The 15629-nt window shown below is 71.4% G+C and carries 10 protein-coding genes; 4 read left to right on the top strand and 6 right to left on the bottom strand.

All coding sequences use genetic code 11. The features are described from left to right. Positions 1–764: 764 nt before the first annotated feature. The 3 genes from ACFYSH_RS33600 (at position 765) to ACFYSH_RS33610 (ending at position 8585) form a co-directional block, all read left to right on the top strand. The gene (locus ACFYSH_RS33600) at positions 765–2486 is read left to right on the top strand and encodes a carbohydrate-binding module family 20 domain-containing protein (protein ID WP_388757628.1); all 1722 of its coding nucleotides are present in this window, start codon (positions 765–767) and stop codon (positions 2484–2486) included. 276 nt (positions 2487–2762) lie between these two features. Then, entirely contained in the window at positions 2763–8069 is a 5307-nt protein-coding gene (gene pulA / locus ACFYSH_RS33605) for a pullulanase-type alpha-1,6-glucosidase (RefSeq protein ID WP_388757631.1), read from the top strand. A gap of 165 nt (positions 8070–8234) precedes the next feature. Next, the gene (locus ACFYSH_RS33610; RefSeq protein ID WP_359479230.1) at positions 8235–8585 is read left to right on the top strand and encodes a 5-carboxymethyl-2-hydroxymuconate Delta-isomerase; all 351 of its coding nucleotides are present in this window, start codon (positions 8235–8237) and stop codon (positions 8583–8585) included. Here ACFYSH_RS33610 and ACFYSH_RS33615 read toward each other — a convergent pair. The 3 genes from ACFYSH_RS33615 to ACFYSH_RS33625 form a co-directional block, all read right to left on the bottom strand. Continuing rightward, a complete protein-coding gene (locus ACFYSH_RS33615) occupies positions 8570–9304 on the bottom strand; it encodes a TetR/AcrR family transcriptional regulator (protein WP_359479227.1) in 735 nt (244 codons plus the stop codon). The two genes, ACFYSH_RS33610 and ACFYSH_RS33615, sit on opposite strands and share 16 nt — an antisense overlap. Before the next feature lie 55 nt (positions 9305–9359). Further along, the gene (locus ACFYSH_RS33620; RefSeq protein ID WP_359479224.1) at positions 9360–11285 is read right to left on the bottom strand and encodes a hypothetical protein; all 1926 of its coding nucleotides are present in this window, start codon (positions 11283–11285) and stop codon (positions 9360–9362) included. A 130-nt stretch (positions 11286–11415) separates the two neighbouring features. Next, complete coding sequence (locus ACFYSH_RS33625) at positions 11416–11961, bottom strand: carboxymuconolactone decarboxylase family protein (RefSeq protein ID WP_359479221.1); 546 nt, start codon at positions 11959–11961, stop codon at positions 11416–11418. A gap of 69 nt (positions 11962–12030) precedes the next feature. Between ACFYSH_RS33625 and ACFYSH_RS33630 the strand changes: the two genes are divergently transcribed. Then, the gene (locus ACFYSH_RS33630; RefSeq protein ID WP_359479218.1) at positions 12031–12513 is read left to right on the top strand and encodes a MarR family transcriptional regulator; all 483 of its coding nucleotides are present in this window, start codon (positions 12031–12033) and stop codon (positions 12511–12513) included. Between the two features lie 18 nt (positions 12514–12531). Here ACFYSH_RS33630 and ACFYSH_RS33635 read toward each other — a convergent pair whose 3' ends face one another. The 3 genes from ACFYSH_RS33635 to ACFYSH_RS33645 form a co-directional block, all read right to left on the bottom strand. Continuing rightward, on the bottom strand, positions 12532–13179 hold the full coding sequence (locus ACFYSH_RS33635; protein WP_359479215.1) for a response regulator transcription factor: 648 nt from the start codon (positions 13177–13179) through the stop codon (positions 12532–12534). After that, the gene (locus ACFYSH_RS33640) at positions 13164–14429 is read right to left on the bottom strand and encodes a sensor domain-containing protein (RefSeq protein WP_359479212.1); all 1266 of its coding nucleotides are present in this window, start codon (positions 14427–14429) and stop codon (positions 13164–13166) included. The genes ACFYSH_RS33635 and ACFYSH_RS33640 overlap by 16 nt, the downstream gene beginning before the upstream one ends. A 182-nt stretch (positions 14430–14611) precedes the next feature. After that, complete coding sequence (locus ACFYSH_RS33645) at positions 14612–15190, bottom strand: winged helix-turn-helix domain-containing protein (RefSeq protein ID WP_359479209.1); 579 nt, start codon at positions 15188–15190, stop codon at positions 14612–14614. Positions 15191–15629: the final 439 nt, after the last annotated feature.

Consider the following 15629-nt stretch of genomic DNA (forward strand, 5'->3'; position numbering starts at 1 on the left):
TCAGCGTGCCCAGATCCGTGCTCGACTCCGAGGAACGCGACCTCAGGGTCGTCAGAACCGATGCCCCCATGTCGAACTTCATCAGCTTCCCCCCCCACCAGACTGAACAACCGTACGAACCATCATGTGTATCAACCCGCACACCACCGGTGCAATCAGCATTCAGGGCACTGTGACCATCCCAATACATGCCGACAGTCGGCTCTTTCGGGTCCCGCGCCAGCCGCTCAGGGTCCCGATGCAGGGCGCCACCGGTCAGGTCGCGGGGAGGGAAGGGGCGTCTTCCAGGGGCGTCTTCCAGGTGCGCCGCGAGGGTGCCCCTCCGGATGTACGGACCGAGGCGCGCAGAGGCGCACGCACGGCCACGCGCAGGAGAGGCCCCGAAGTCGGCCCAGGGTGGGCCGGCGGGGAAGCGACGTCGGGGCCTCTCCTCGGCGTGACCGGCCCGGCCGGACGGGCGCGTGGGATCCGGCGTGCCGGACCCCCGGCCGGCCGGGCCGGAGTCAGGACGAACCTAACAGCCCCGCAATATTTTGCGTAAGACCTTGCAGGAAGAAATCTGCAGTATTTCGCGGACATGAGCGGGACGTGATCGCGCGATGTCCAGGGGGTTGACCGGCGCAGGTCGGGCTCGTACGGTCTGCTGCACCCCAAGGTTTTGCATCCTTGCTGCAAGAACCTTCAAAAGCCTTGACGGCACGGCGCGTTGCCACGTGAGGCTGCTCCGCCATCCCCGCATCTTCCCCCACCGCAGGAGGAACGTCATGGCACGCAGGCCCTTGTCTGCCGCGCTCGCCCTCGCCACGGGCGCCGCAGTTCTCGCTGTCCCCGCCGGTCTCGGCGCCGCCGGGACCGCCCAAGCCGCACCGCCCGGCGAGAAGGACGTCACCGCGGTGATGTTCGAGTGGAAATTCGACTCGGTCGCCAAGGCCTGTACCGACAGTCTCGGTCCGGCCGGCTACGGATTCGTCCAGGTCTCGCCGCCCCAGGAGCACATCCAGGGCGGCCAGTGGTGGACGTCGTACCAGCCCGTCAGTTACAAGATCGCCGGCCGGCTCGGCGACCGTGCGTCCTTCGCGCGCATGGTCAACACCTGCCACGGCGCGGGCGTCAAGGTCATCGCCGACTCGGTCATCAACCACATGTCGGCCGGATCGGGCACCGGCACCGGTGGGTCCTCGTACAGCAAGTACGACTACCCGGGCCTCTACTCCGGCAGCGACATGGACGACTGCCGGACGCAGATAGGCAACAACTACGGCGACCGGGGCAACGTCCAGAACTGCGAACTGGTGGGCCTCGCCGACCTGGACACCGGTGAGGACTACGTACGCGGCAGGATCGCCGGTTACCTCAACGACCTGCTCTCCCTCGGTGTCGACGGCTTCCGTATCGACGCCGCCAAGCACATGCCGGCCGGCGACCTCGCGAACATCAAGTCCCGGCTCAGCAACACGGGCGTCTACTGGAAGCACGAGGCGATCCACGGGGCCGGTGAGGCCGTCTCCCCCTCCGAGTACCTGGGCAGCGGTGACGTCCAGGAGTTCCGCTACGGCCGCAGCCTCAAGCAGGTCTTCAACAACGAGAACCTGGCGAACCTGAAGAACTTCGGCGAGGGCTGGGGCTTCATGGAGTCGGGCAAGTCGGCGGTCTTCGTCGACAACCACGACACCGAGCGCGGCGGCGACACCCTGAACTACAAGGACGGCTCGAAGTACACCCTGGCCAGTGTCTTCATGCTGGCCTACCCCTACGGCTCCCCGGACGTCCACTCCGGCTACGAGTTCAGCAGCCACGACGCCGGACCGCCCAACGGCGGCCAGGTGAACGCCTGCTACAGCGACGGCTGGAAGTGCCAGCACGCCTGGCGCGAGATCTCCTCGATGGTCGGCTTCCGCAACGCGGCCCGTGGCCAGGGCGTCTCGAACTGGTGGGACAACGGCGGTGACCAGATCGCCTTCGGCCGCGGCTCCAAGGCGTACGTCGCCATCAACCACGAGGGCTCCTCACTGAGCCGTACGTTCCAGACCTCGCTGCCGGCCGGTGACTACTGCGACGTCCAGTCCGGCAAGGGCGTCACCGTCAACGGCTCCGGGCAGTTCACCGCCACCCTCGGCTCCGGCACCGCCGTCGCGCTGCACGTCAACGCCCGCACCTGCACCGGCGGCGGCACGGGCCCCGGCACGGGCGACTCCGGAGCCTCCTTCGGCGTCAACGCCACCACCCAGGCCGGCCAGAACATCTACGTCACCGGCGACCAGGCCGCCCTCGGCAACTGGAACCCCGGCAGCGCACTGAAACTCGACCCGGCGACGTACCCCGTCTGGAAGCTCGACGTGAGCCTGCCCGCCGGGACCTCGTTCGCGTACAAGTACCTCCGCAAGGACGCGAGCGGCAACGTCACCTGGGAGAGCGGCGCCAACCGCACCGCCACCGTGCCGTCCTCCGGCAAGGTCGCGCTGTCCGCCGACGTCTGGCGCAGCTGACCCACACCGACCGGCGGGGCCGGGGCCCCCCCGGCCCCGCCCCCCCCCCCCCCGCCCCCCCCCCCCCCCCCCACCCCCCGCCGCCCCCCCCCCGGCCCCCCCCCCCCCCCCCCCCGGCGCCCCCCCCCCCCCCGGGGCGGCCCCCGGCATGGGGGGCGGGGGCCCCGGCGGGGGGGGGCGGGGCCCCCCCCCCCCCGGGGGGGGGGGGCCGGGGGGGCCCGCGCCCCGGCCCCGCGCTTCCGACGCCCACACCCGAAAGCCGAGGAGTACCCGCCCGTGTCCCGAACCACCCTCCGGCGGGGAGCCGTCGCCGCACTGTGCGCGGCGCTGCTGCCCGTCATACCGGCGGGCGCGGCGTCCGCCGCGCCCAGACCTCCGGCACCGCCCTCGGACAGGGAACTCGCCGAGGAACCGGCCCGGCACGACCTCACCCGTGAGCAGTTCTACTTCGTGCTGCCCGACCGGTTCGCCAACGGTGACACCTCGAACGACCGCGGTGGGTTGACCGGTTCGCGGCTGGAGACCGGGTACGACCCGACCGACAAGGGGTTCTACCAGGGCGGCGACCTGAAGGGCCTCACCCAGCGTCTCGACTACATCAAGGGCCTCGGCACCACCGCGATCTGGCTCGCCCCGATCTTCAAGAACCGCCCTGTCCAGGGCACCGGCGACAACGCCTCGGCTGGCTACCACGGCTACTGGATCACCGACTTCACCCAGGTCGACCCGCACTTCGGGACGAACGCCGACCTCACGAAGCTGATCGACAAGGCCCACGGCAAGGGCATGAAGGTCTTCTTCGACGTCATCACCAACCACACCGCCGACACCGTCGACCACGCCGAGAAGAAGTACGGCTACAAGCCCAAGGGCGCCTTCCCGTACCTCGACCGGACCGGCCGTCCGTTCGACGACACCCAGGGCGTCGAGGAGGTGGACGCCGACTCCTTCCCGTACACCCCGCAGAACACGGGGAAGAAGGTCCCGGCCTGGCTCAACGACACCACGATGTACCACAACCGGGGCGACTCGACCTACGCGGGCGAGTCCACCGAGTACGGCGACTTCTCCGGCCTCGACGACCTGTGGACCGAGCGCCCCGAGGTCGTCTCCGGCATGGAGAGGATCTACGAGAAGTGGGTCCGCGACTTCGACATCGACGGCTTCCGCATCGACACCGTCAAGCACGTCGACCTCGACTTCTGGACCCAGTGGGCCACCGCCCTCGACGCCTACGCGGCCAAGCGCGGCCGGGACGACTTCTTCATGTTCGGCGAGGTCTACTCCGCCGACACCGCGATCACCTCGCCGTACGTGACGCGGGGCAGGCTCGACGCCACGCTCGACTTCCCCTTCCAGGAAGCCGCCCGGCAGTACGCCTCCCAGGGCGCCCCGGCCTCGAAGCTGGCAGCGGTCTACGGTGACGATTACCGCTACACCACCGACAAGGCCAACGCCTACGAGCAGGTGACCTTCCTCGGCAACCACGACATGGGCCGCATCGGCGCCTTCCTGAAGCAGGACAACCCGGAGGCCGGCGACGCCGAGCTGCTGGACCGAACCCGTCTCGCCAACGAGCTGATGTTCCTCGGCCGTGGCAACCCGGTGATCTACTACGGCGACGAGCAGGGCTACACCGGCGCGGGCGGCGACAAGGACGCCCGCCAGACGATGTTCGCCTCGAAGACCGCCGACTACCTCGACGACGACCAGATCGGCACGGACCGCACGCACGCGACCGACGCGTACGACGCGAAGCACCCGCTCTACCGCTCCATCGCCGCCCTGTCGAAGCTCACCCGGGAGCACCCGGCCCTGCGCGACGGCGTCCAGACCGAGCGCCATGCCAAGGACTCCGTCCACGCCTTCTCGCGGACGGACCCGGGGCGCCCGTACGAGTACGTCGTCGCCGCCAACAACTCCGCCGAGGCGAAGACGGTCGAGCTCCCCACCGAGTCGGCCGGCATGAACTTCCGTACGCTCTACGGCGGTTCCGGCACCGTCCGTAGTGGCACGGACAAGACCCTCGAGGTCACCGTGCCGGCGCTGTCCAGCGTCGTGCTGCGCGCCGACAAGCCGCTCGGTGCCCCGTCCACCAAGCCGGCGGTCACCCTGAAGGCCCCGGCCGCCGGAGCCACCGGCACCGTCGAGATCAGCGCCGACGTGGACGGCGGAGACCTGAACCGCGTCGTCTTCGCCGCGCAGACCGGCAACGGCACGTGGGTCACCCTCGGCTCCGCCGACCACGCCCCGTACAAGGTCACCCAGCACCTGGGCGATGCGGTGAAGGCCGGGACTCCGCTGCGCTACAAGGCCGTGGTGACCGACCGCGCCGGACGTACCGCGAGCGCCCTCGCCACCACGACCTCCGGCCAGGCCCCGCCCGCCCCGAAGCCCGTCGCCGTCGAACGTGACCACGCCGTCGTCCACTACAAGCGCGCGGACGGCGACTACGAGGGCTGGCAGCTGAAGTCCGGTGACAGCAGCGCCGACTTCATCGGCCGGGACGCCTACGGTGCCTTCGCCTGGATCGACCTCGACGAGGGCGCCTCCTCCGTCCCGTACACGGTCGAGAAGAACGGCACCGCCGACGGCCCCGAGCGCACCGTCGACCTCGCGAGGACCGGTCAGGTCTGGGTCGAGCAGGGCGAGGACGGGCAGGCCACCGAGGCTCCCGCGACCACGCCGCAGGACACCTCCAAGGCCGTTCTGCACTATCACCGCCCCGACGGCGACTACGACGGCTGGGGCCTGCACACCTGGACCGGAGCCGCAGCCCCCACGGACTGGGCCGAGCCGCTGCGGCCCGTGCGGACCGACGCCTACGGCGTCACCTTCGAGGTCCCGCTCACCGACGGCGCCACCTCGCTCAGCTACATCCTCCACAAGGGCGACGAGAAGGACCTCCCCAGCGACCAGTCCCTCGACATCGCCTCCCACGGGCACGAGGTCTGGATGCTCGGCGGGAAGTCCGGCTACCTGCTGCCGCAGGCCGGCGGCGTGCCCACCCCCGACCTGACCAAGGCCGAGGCCCAGTGGATCGACGCGGACACCGTCGTCTGGAAGGTGAAGGCGACCGACGCCACCAGCCAGCAGCTCGTGTACGCGAAGGACGGCGGCATCTCCGTCGTCGACGGGGCGCTCTCCGACGAGGGCCGGTGGCTCCGGCTCGGTGCCACGCAGCTCACCGACGCGCAGAAGGCGAAGTACCCGCACCTCAAGGACTACCCGGCCTTCACCGTCGACACCCGTGACCGGGACAGGGTCCGCGAATCCCTGCGCGGCCAGCTGATCGCCACCCAGCGCGCCGCCAACGGTGCCCTGCTCGCCGCCACCGGCGTACAGACCGCCGGTGTGCTGGACGCGCTGTACGGGAAGGCCGCGAGCGGCGCGGCGCTGGGACCCGTCTTCCGCAAGGGCGGCCCGACGCTGTCCGTCTGGGCGCCCACCGCCCGCACCGTCGCGCTCGAACTCGACGGGAGGACCGTCCCGATGCGCCGCGACGACCGCACCGGCGTCTGGTCGGTCACCGGGAAGAAGAGCTGGAACGGCAAGCCCTACCGGTACGCCGTGAACGTCTGGGCGCCCACCGTCCAGAAGATGGTCACCAACAAGGTCACCGACCCCTACTCCACCGCCCTGACCGCCGACTCCGCGCGCAGCCTCGTCGTCGACCTCGACGACCCGGAGCTGGCCCCGCGCGGCTGGTCCGGGCTGGAGAAGCCCGCCGCGACCCCGCTGCGCGACGCCCAGATCCAGGAACTGCACGTCCGCGACTTCTCGATCACGGACACCACCTCGAAGCACCCCGGCGAGTACCTCGCCTTCACCGACACCCGCTCCGACGGGATGAAGCACCTCAAGGAGCTCGCGGACTCCGGCACCAGCCACGTCCACCTGCTGCCGGCCTTCGACATCGGGACGATCCCCGAGAAGAAGTCCGACCAGCAGCAGCCCGCCTGCGACCTGTCCGTACACGCCCCCGACTCCGACGAACAGCAGGCCTGCATCACGAAGGCCGCCGCGAAGGACGCCTTCAACTGGGGCTACGACCCGCTGCACTACACGGTCCCCGAGGGCAGTTACGCCTCCGACCCCGACGGCACGAAGCGCACCGTCGAGTTCCGGCAGATGGTCCAGGGCCTCAACGGCGCCGGACTGCGGACCGTCATGGACGTCGTCTACAACCACACCGTCGCCTCCGGCCAGGACGACAAGTCCGTCCTCGACAGGATCGTGCCCGGCTACTACCAGCGGCTCCTGGAGGACGGCACCGTCGCCACCTCGACCTGCTGCGCCAACACGGCGCCCGAGAACACGATGATGGGCAAGCTCGTCGTCGACTCGGTCGTCACCTGGGCCAGGGAGTACAAGGTCGACGGCTTCCGCTTCGACCTGATGGGACACCACCCCAAGGCCAACATCATCGCGGTCCGCAAGGCCCTCGACGAGCTGACCGTCGCCGAGGACGGCGTCGACGGGAAGAAGATCATCCTGTACGGCGAGGGCTGGAACTTCGGTGAGATCGCCGACGACGCCCGTTTCGTCCAGGCCACGCAGAAGAACATGGCCGGCACCGGGATCGCCACCTTCTCCGACCGGGCCCGCGACGCCGTGCGCGGCGGCGGCCCCTTCGACGAGGACCCCGGTGTCCAGGGCTTCGCCTCCGGTCTCTACACCGACCCCAACACCTCCTCCGCCAACGGGACCGAGGCCGAACAGAAGGCCCGGCTGCTCCACTACCAGGACCTGATCAAGGTCGGCCTCACCGGCAACCTCGCCGACTACACCTTCACCGACACCCGGGGCCGTACGGTCAAGGGATCGGCCGTCGACTACAACGGGGCCCCCGCCGGATACGCGGCCGCACCCGGCGACGCCCTCGCCTACGCCGACGCGCACGACAACGAGACCCTGTACGACGCCCTCGCCTTCAAGCTCCCGGCGGACACCTCGGCCGCCGACCGGGCCCGTATGCAGGTCGTGGCGATGGCGACCGCCGTACTCTCGCAGGGGCCGGCGCTCTCCCAGGCCGGCACCGACCTGCTGCGCTCCAAGTCGTTGGACCGCAACTCCTACGACAGCGGCGACTGGTTCAACGCGCTGCACTGGGACTGTCGTAAGGGCAACGGCTTCGGACGCGGGCTCCCGCCGGCCGCCGACAACCAGGACAAGTGGCCGTACGGAAAGCCGTTGCTGGCCTCCGCAGCGCTCAGCCCCGGATGCGCGCAGATCACGGGCGCGTCCGCCGCGTACCAGGACCTGCTCACCATCCGCTCCACCGAGGAGGACTTCGGCCTCGCCACCGCCGAGCAGGTGCAGGACACCCTGTCCTTCCCGCTCTCGGGTGAGGAGGAGACCCCCGGGGTGATCACGATGCGCCTGGGTGAGCTGGTCGTCGTCATCAACGCCGCCCCCGGTACCCAGAGCCAGGACGTCGCCGGGCTGGCCGGGAAGGCCTACGCCCTGCACCCGGTCCAGGCGGCGGGCGCCGACGACACGGTCAAGAAGTCCTCGTACGAGGGGAGAACGGGCAGCTTCACCGTGCCCGGACGCACGGTCGCCGTGTTCTCCCTGCGCTGACACCCACCGCACCCGGCCGGTCCCGGCTCCCGCCCTCTCGGCGGAAGCCGGGGCCGGCCGTTCTCGCGCTCACTTGTGCGGGCGGCGGGATCACGCGAAGCTGTCCGTACACGTGCGTGCACGCTGTACACGTACACGTACTCGACCCGCACACAGGAGCGCTTGATGCCGCAGATCACCGTCGACTACTCCGCCGACCTCGACGACAGCTTCGACCGCCGCGGTTTCGCCCTCGCCCTGCACCCGCTCGTCGCCGAGACCGTGGCCACCAGGATCCCCGCCTGCAAGACCCGGTTCCGCCCGGCTGCGGACTTCGTCGTCGGCGACGCCGCGGCGGGCGACTCCGTCGTGAACGTCTCGATCGCGATGCTTCCCGGCCGGACCCCCGAGACCAAGGCGCGGCTGACCGAAGCCGTACTGGAGCTGCTGGCCGGGTACCTGAAGCCCGTCGACGGCCTCACCGTCCACGCCTCGGCCGAGGTCCGCGACCTGGACGCGTCCTACCGCAAGAACTGAGGCAGCCGTTCCGGCGGGACGGACGGCGCGGCGGGGGCCAGGACCGTGAGCCTGGCGAGCAGGTCGCCGAACGGGCCGTCCGCCGGCTCCTGCGCGAAGACCCGCAGCATGATGCCGGCCATCTCCTGGTCGTACGCGGCGCACACCGAGGCCAGCGCCGCGAAGTCGTGCACCAACTGCAACTCCAGCTCCGCACGCGGGATACGCCGCCCGCCGAGCCAGAGCAGGGCCGTCGACTCGGCCAGTGACACCCAGGACCGCACGACGAGCTCCAGCCGGGCGGGCGGGGTCCGGACACCGAGATGCGCGACGATCTGCTCGTACGCCGCCTGCCGCACCCCGTCGACGAGGGTGGTGGCCGTGGACGCACCGCCGGCCGGGCCGCCACGGATCAGAGCGGTGAAACCCGGACCGTGCTCCTCGACGAAGTCGAAGAACCGGTGCACCACCCGGATCAGCCGGGCCCCCAGAGGCCCTTCGTGTGCCTCCATGAAGCGGCCGGACAGGTCGTCGGCGGCCCGCTTCAGCGCCGCCTCGTACAGGCTGCGCTTCCCCTGGAAGTAGTGGTAGACGAGCGGGCGTGAGATGCCGGCCGCAGTTGCGATCTCATCGATCGACACCTCGTCGGGCGAGCGGGTGCTGAACAACTCCAGCGCGACGCTCACCAATTGGGCTCTGCGCTCGTCGACGCCCATCCTGCGCCGCACCCCGGTCGTCATGCCGGACAGCCTAACGGGGCAGGGCGACCGGCCCCCTCGCACCCGTCCTTCCTGCTCAGTGCAGCGCGCCCACCCGGCTGCCGTCCGTCAGCAGCCCGTCGAGCCGGGGACGATCGCCCTTGCGGGCCGGAAGGGCCAGCAGTCGCCCGTCGGCCCGTCCCCTCACCCCTCCGGTCGCGGTCAGGGAGGTGAACTGCGGTGAGCCCGCCGCCAGTACGTACCACCGGCCGTCGTCCGACCTCCACAGCACACCCGCCAGCACCCGGGGCGCACGCGCCCCGCACGCCGGTGAGTCCTCGGCCCGCGCCGCGACCGCCCCGGGCGGTCTGCTCCCCGGAGGCTGCGCGGACGGGGCCTGGAACTGGGCGAGGACCCGGCTGCCGGTACCCCGCCAGGTCTCCGCCCGGGTGCACACCCACCGGGCGGTGCCACTCCCCTCGGGCAGCGGCTGCGCCGCGTACGCCCAGGAGTTCACCGACCGCACCCCGCTGGACCGTACCGCCGGCAGCAGACACGCGGTCCGCGCCCAGCTCTCCCGCTCGGTCCGGCCCGCCACGTCGTGCGGGGCGGACGGTGTGCCGGAGGTGAGGCGTACGGGAGTGAGCTCACCCAGATCCGTCATCAGGCGCGCCGAGGCGCCGTCCCACAGCTGGAGGGCCTGCCAGGAACGGCAGTCCGCCCCGCCCCCCGCAGTGGCCCCCGGCCGGGTCAACGGGTCCGTCACCCCGTGACGGTCGCGGGGCAGCGGCCGGGCCGCCGCATCGGGTGCGAGCAGGTCCCGCAGACCGGCCTCCCGCACCCAGGGCGCGGTCAGATACCGGATCCGGCCGGCGCGGCGCTCCACCACCAGGGCACTCGCCGCCGCCTCGTCCGCGCCGTCCACCCGGGCGAAGTCCAGTGCGGCGCCCCCGGAAGGATCGGCGTTGCGCGCCTCGGCGTAGCGCACGACCCGCAGGCCGTCGTGGAACAGCACCACGGCCGCTACGCCGAGTTCCCCCGCGTACAGCAGCTGCGGCGGTCCCATCGGCGGGCCGTCGGGCGTGCCGGGCGTCGCCGACACGGCCACCGCCGCTCCGGGCCGGGCCCACGCGGCGAGGGCGCGGCCCAGCAGGCGGGTGTCACCGCGCCGGTCACCACGCGTGGGCCAGACGGTGAAGTCCCTGCGCGTGGAGCCCTGCCAGAGCCCGTCCGGCACCCGGCCCAACGCGGACGGGTCCAGGGCCCGCTCCGCGGTGTGGTGGCGTGAGTAGGGCGGCGCGGAGGCAGCGGTCGGACCGCCCAGGCCGTCGCCCGGCATCAGCAGCAGCGTCCCGCAGACCAGCAGCGCGCCGGCGCCGGCCAGGAGGGCGCGCCCGCGCCGCCGGCGTCGTACCGGATCGGTCGGTCTGACCTGGAGGGAGCACGGGTCGAACTCCGGTGAGGAGAGCAGGGCGTGGGGCGCGGTCAGCGTGTCGGCCTCCCGCAGCGCCGCCGGAGGGTCGGCGACGCCCGCCGCGTCGAGCACCCGGCACACCTCGGCGTCGTCGAGCCCTTCGAGCCCGCGCAACACGTGCGCGGCCCGGCAGGGCCCCGACACTCCGGCCAGGGCCTGCTCCATGGCCAGCCCCTCCACGCCGCAGGAGTGCGGAAACAGGCGCAGCCCCCACACCAGCGGCACCAGTGGGGGCCACTGCGCCCGATGCGGCCGGGCGAACCGGAACCGAGGCATCCCGGTGTCCAGTGCGCAGCGCAGCACCCGCAGCCGTAGGTGCGCGTACGCCCGCCCCGGATCCGGGCCCCGTCCGCCGGCCAGGGCCCGCAGGGCCAGCCGGTGGGCCGACAGCACCCGCCGGTTACGGCCGGGCGAGGGAGCCAGCACGAGATACGCGATCCGCGCCAGCCGGGCGTAGTGCTCGGCGGGCGCGGCCTCCACCCGCTCCCCCTCGGCCTGCTCCTTGTACGGGCGGCCGGCGGGTGGCGGTACTGCTCGCAGTGGGGGCATGTTCAGCTGAACGAGCGAATGGTGCGATGGTCACTCCGGCGCGCACGTCTCAGGACGGGGCGCGCGGTTCGGTCGCGCGAGCCGGGGGGACGCCAGGAATCCGCCGGGGCAGGATGATCCGTGTGGGCGATCACACCGCCACGGCGTCCACGGGCGCTCCCGTCATACGGTTGGCCAGCGTCGACATCGTGTAGGCGCCGATGCCGAGAACCACCTCCAGCGCATTGCGTGAGGTGTGGCCCAGCGACAGGAAGTCCTCCAGGCAGTCGTCCCCGACCTCGCCCGCCGTCTCCAGCACGGCACGTGTGAAACGGCGTACCCCCTCCAGTCGTTCGTCCGGCAGCGGCTGCTCCCCAGCAGCCCGCAGCGCCGCGACGAGATCCGGCGCCGCGCCGAGCGACTCGAGTCTCGTCGTGTGCATCGCCACGCAGACATGGCAGTCGTTGCGGGTGGCCATCGTCATGACGACCACCTCGCGGGCCAGCGGGTCCAGAGTGCTCGACTCGAATGCGGCACTCGCCTGGAGGAAGCCGTTGAGCGTCTCCGGCGACGTGGCGAGCCGGGCCACGGCGGACGGGACGCGGCCGCCCTGCCTGCCGGCCATGACCTCCATGGTGCGGCGGGCGGCCGGCGGTGCCGAGTCGATGGTGTGGTCGGGGAAGTGCGTATCGGACATGGTGGTCCCCTCGCGGTAAACTCGACAACGTGATTGTCGAAAAGGTAAACCAGGTTGTCGAGGTGTGCAATGGCTGAGGAGAAGGACGGAAGCGGAGAGGCCGGATTCGAGCTGCCTCTGCTGCTGTTCGCGGGCTTCCGGTCGATCATCGACGCGCTGCACCGCGACCTGGCCGCCCGAGGACACCCGGACGTGCGCCCGGCCTACGGCTTCGCGCTCCAGGCGGTCGGCCCCGAGGGGGCGAGCGCCAGTGAGATGGGCCGGCGGCTGGGGGTCTCCAAGCAGGCGGCCGGGAAGACGGTCGACAAGCTGGAGGGCCTCGGATACGTGGAACGGGTCGACGACCCCGAGGACGGCCGGCGCAAGCTGGTCAGACTCACCGCGCGCGGCGTCGATGTGCTGGCCAGGTCCGCCGAGGGCTTCGACCGGCTCCACGCGGAGTGGGTCGAAGCCCTCGGCGCGGAACGGGTCGGAGCCCTGGAGGCGGACCTGCGCAGGATGGTGCCCGCGGCGGCGCTGCGGCTGGACGCGGAGAGGTGGTTCGCGGGCTGAGCTCCTCGACGGGAGCGGTCAGCCCCGGTCGAGGTAGGCGAGGACCGCGAGCACGCGGCGGTTGTCGTCGTCCGACACCGGCAGACCGAGCTTGCTGAAGATGTTGGAGGTGTGCTTGGCCACCGCCCGCTCCGTGACCACCATCTGCGCGGCGATCGCCCCGTTGGACCGGCCCTGCGCCATCAGCTCCATGACCTCGCGCTCGCGGGGCGTGAGACCACCCATCGGCTTGTCCGCCGAGCGTCGTGACAGCAGCTGTGAGATGACCTGCGGGTCCATCGCCGTACCTCCGGCGGCGACCCTGCGGACCGCGTCGATGAACTGGGCGGCGTCGAACACCCGGTCCTTCAGCAGGTAGCCGATGCCCCCGTTGCCGTCGGCCAGCAGCTCCCGGGCGTACAACTGCTCCACGTGCTGCGACAGGACGAGCACCGGCAGGCCGGGCCTGTCGCGGCGGGCGGCCAGTGCGCACTGCAGGCCCTCGTCCGTGTGGGACGGCGGGAGCCGGACGTCGACGACGGCGACGTCGGGCTTCAACTCGGCCAGGGCCCTGGCCAGTTCGGGTCCCGTCTCGACTGCTGCCGCGATCTCGAAATCGTAGGCCTCGAGCATGCGCACGAGGCCGTCGCGGAGCAGGAAGAGATCTTCGGCTAGGACGACGCGCAAGGAATCTCCATGGTCACCATGGTGGGGCCGCCCGCAGGACTGCTGACGGCCAGTACGCCGTCGAATGTACCCAGTCGGCGTTCCATCCCGCTCAGTCCGGAGCCGGCCCCGACGGCCGCACCGCCCTTGCCGTTGTCCGTGACGGAGATCCGCAGCATCCCCTCGGCGTGGTGTATGTCCACCCAGACGCGGTCGGCCTCGGCGTGCTTGACCACGTTCGTCAGGGCCTCGCTGACGGCGAAGTACGCCGCCGACTCGACCGGGGCATCCACCCGGCCGGTGAGTTCCACGGTCACCTCGGGTGGAATCGGCATCCGCAGCGCCAGCGCCCTCACCGCGTCCCCGAGCCCCCGTTCGGCGAGGACCGGCGGGTGGATGCCGCGGACGAGGTCACGCAGCTCGGTGAGGGCTTCCGCGGAGGACGCACGGGCCATCGCCAGCAACTTCTTCGCCTCCGCCGGGTCCTTCTCGATCAGTGCCTCGACGGTGCCGAGGTTCATGCCCATCGCCACCAGCCGGGCCTGCGCCCCGTCATGCAGGTCCCGCTCGATGCGCCGCAGTTCGGACGCCGCCGTGTCCACGGCCTCGTGGCGGGTCTCGGTGAGCCGGTCGATGCGCTGCGCGAGTTCCTCCTGGGTGGGCGACAGCGCCGACCGGGCGAGCACGAAGTGCAGCCGCAGCAGGGGCCCGGCGGCCCACAGCCCGGCGGCGAAGACCGCGACGCCGAGCCCGGCGGCGGCCAGCCCCGTCGCCTGGCTGCTGACCGGCACGAAGCCGTACCAGTACGTACTGTCCTCGAACACCCGCCACAGACCGGCCGCCAGGACGAGCCCCTCCACCGGGTAGACCAGCAGGGCGAAGGCGAAGACCAGCAGCACGTACCCCGCCGTCATGTCGAGCAGCAGCCAGCGCAGGTCCCGCCAGGTCGCCGGGTCCTTCAGGAGGAGCGTGGTGCGTTGCACCTGCCCGGTGAGGCCGGTGGGCAGGTCCTTCGGAAACGGCCGGTAGCGGGCCGGGACGCGGATGTCGGCCCAGGCCGCCGCGAGCAGCCGGCGCCGGTCCGCGTGCTTGCGCACCGCTTGCACGACATGGGGTGTGGTGACCAGCCCGACGCCCACCAGGACGAGGACGATCGAGAGGATCGACAGCACGAAGAGGATGGCCGAGCCCACGATGCACGCGAAGGAGAGGACGAACGCCCGCCCACCGGTGAGCAGTGCCGTTCGTACCCGGCTCGTTGCCGACGTCATGATGGTCTCTCCCCTCGCCGGGCCCCCGGTCGGACCCCGTTCGGCACACAGTCTCGCCTGTGCACGGGGTCTCGCGTCAGCCGTTCCACCACCCGGTGGAGAGGTGTACCTGGCACCACCATCGGAACGCCGGGGAGGCCCCGGGGGCCCAGCTCCCGGGGCCTCCTGTGCGAGCGGCGCGGTCAGGGCGTGTACGTGTACCCCACGCGCCGCACGGTCTGGATCGACCGGCGGTGCTCCGCGCCCAGCTTGCGTCGCAGCCGGGCCACATGGACGTCGACGGTGCGCCCGTCACCCACATGTCCGTAACCCCAGACCGTCGTCACGAGCTGATCACGGGTGTGCACCCGGTGAGGATGCGCCACCAGGTGGGCCAGCAGCTCGAATTCGAGATAGGTGAGGTCGAGGGCGGCGCCGTCCACGGTGGCGGTGCGCCGGGAGGGGTCGATCCGCACGGGCCCGCCCGCCGGGGCGTCGGCGGGCGGTTCCGGTGCGGCCCCACGGCGCCGGTCGGAGGCGAGGGCCCCGGCCGCAACAGGCTGCTGGTCGGCGGGCACGAGCACCAGGTAGCCGACCATCGGAGGCCGGCCCGGCAGCGCCGGCAGCGTGTACTGGGGTGCGGGAAGCCAGGTGGCGCCCGGCGGCAGGGAGCCGACCACGTCGGCGAGATCGACGACCTCGTCACGGTCGACGGCACGCAGCCGGGGGCGGTCGGCGGAGAGGGGGGCGGACGCGGGGGACAAGGTACGGGTGTTCGCCATGAGGGTCAGCTCTTTCGCGCGAGGAGTCGTCGAGAAGTGATCGAGGACGTACGTCGTACGCGCGGGCCGAAGGCCGGGATGAGGCGGCTTTAGAGGGCCTGCGCGTTCCACGCGCGGCGACACACCCGGTCGAAGTCATGCTGCTGACGAGAGGGCCAGAACGGCTCGAGGTCGCTGCGACCCGATGTGGTGTACTGGAAGCCGGCCATGCGGTCCATTGAAGCAGAGATCGGCGCCGCGCAGCAGGGCTCTCTCACCAGTCGGTACGGACCGCGGGTGTGTCAGCTGCCTCATGATCCGTTGCTTTGACCATCAGTAGGTCTCAGCAATTCCGGCGTTTCTGCCGGAATGGTCCGTAACGGTGTCACCAGAGCGCGCGTTGCGTTCTGGTGTCCTGTTGACGGTCTCCCGTTTCTGTCCCGGCTCTGGGGCCGGGGAT

This window comes from Streptomyces sp. NPDC005791, from assembly GCF_042871485.1.
In the GTDB taxonomy this organism is placed as follows: domain Bacteria; phylum Actinomycetota; class Actinomycetes; order Streptomycetales; family Streptomycetaceae; genus Streptomyces.

Coding starts and splice junctions, on each gene's coding strand:
- ACFYSH_RS33645 (WP_359479209.1), bottom strand. CDS start 15,190: ATGGCGAACACCCGTACCTTGTCCCCCGCGTCCGCCCCCCTCTCCGCC.
- ACFYSH_RS33640 (WP_359479212.1), bottom strand. CDS start 14,429: ATGACGTCGGCAACGAGCCGGGTACGAACGGCACTGCTCACCGGTGGG.
- ACFYSH_RS33620 (WP_359479224.1), bottom strand. CDS start 11,285: ATGCCCCCACTGCGAGCAGTACCGCCACCCGCCGGCCGCCCGTACAAG.
- ACFYSH_RS33615 (WP_359479227.1), bottom strand. CDS start 9,304: ATGACGACCGGGGTGCGGCGCAGGATGGGCGTCGACGAGCGCAGAGCC.
- ACFYSH_RS33610 (WP_359479230.1), top strand. CDS start 8,235: ATGCCGCAGATCACCGTCGACTACTCCGCCGACCTCGACGACAGCTTC.
- ACFYSH_RS33625 (WP_359479221.1), bottom strand. CDS start 11,961: ATGTCCGATACGCACTTCCCCGACCACACCATCGACTCGGCACCGCCG.
- ACFYSH_RS33630 (WP_359479218.1), top strand. CDS start 12,031: ATGGCTGAGGAGAAGGACGGAAGCGGAGAGGCCGGATTCGAGCTGCCT.
- ACFYSH_RS33600 (WP_388757628.1), top strand. CDS start 765: ATGGCACGCAGGCCCTTGTCTGCCGCGCTCGCCCTCGCCACGGGCGCC.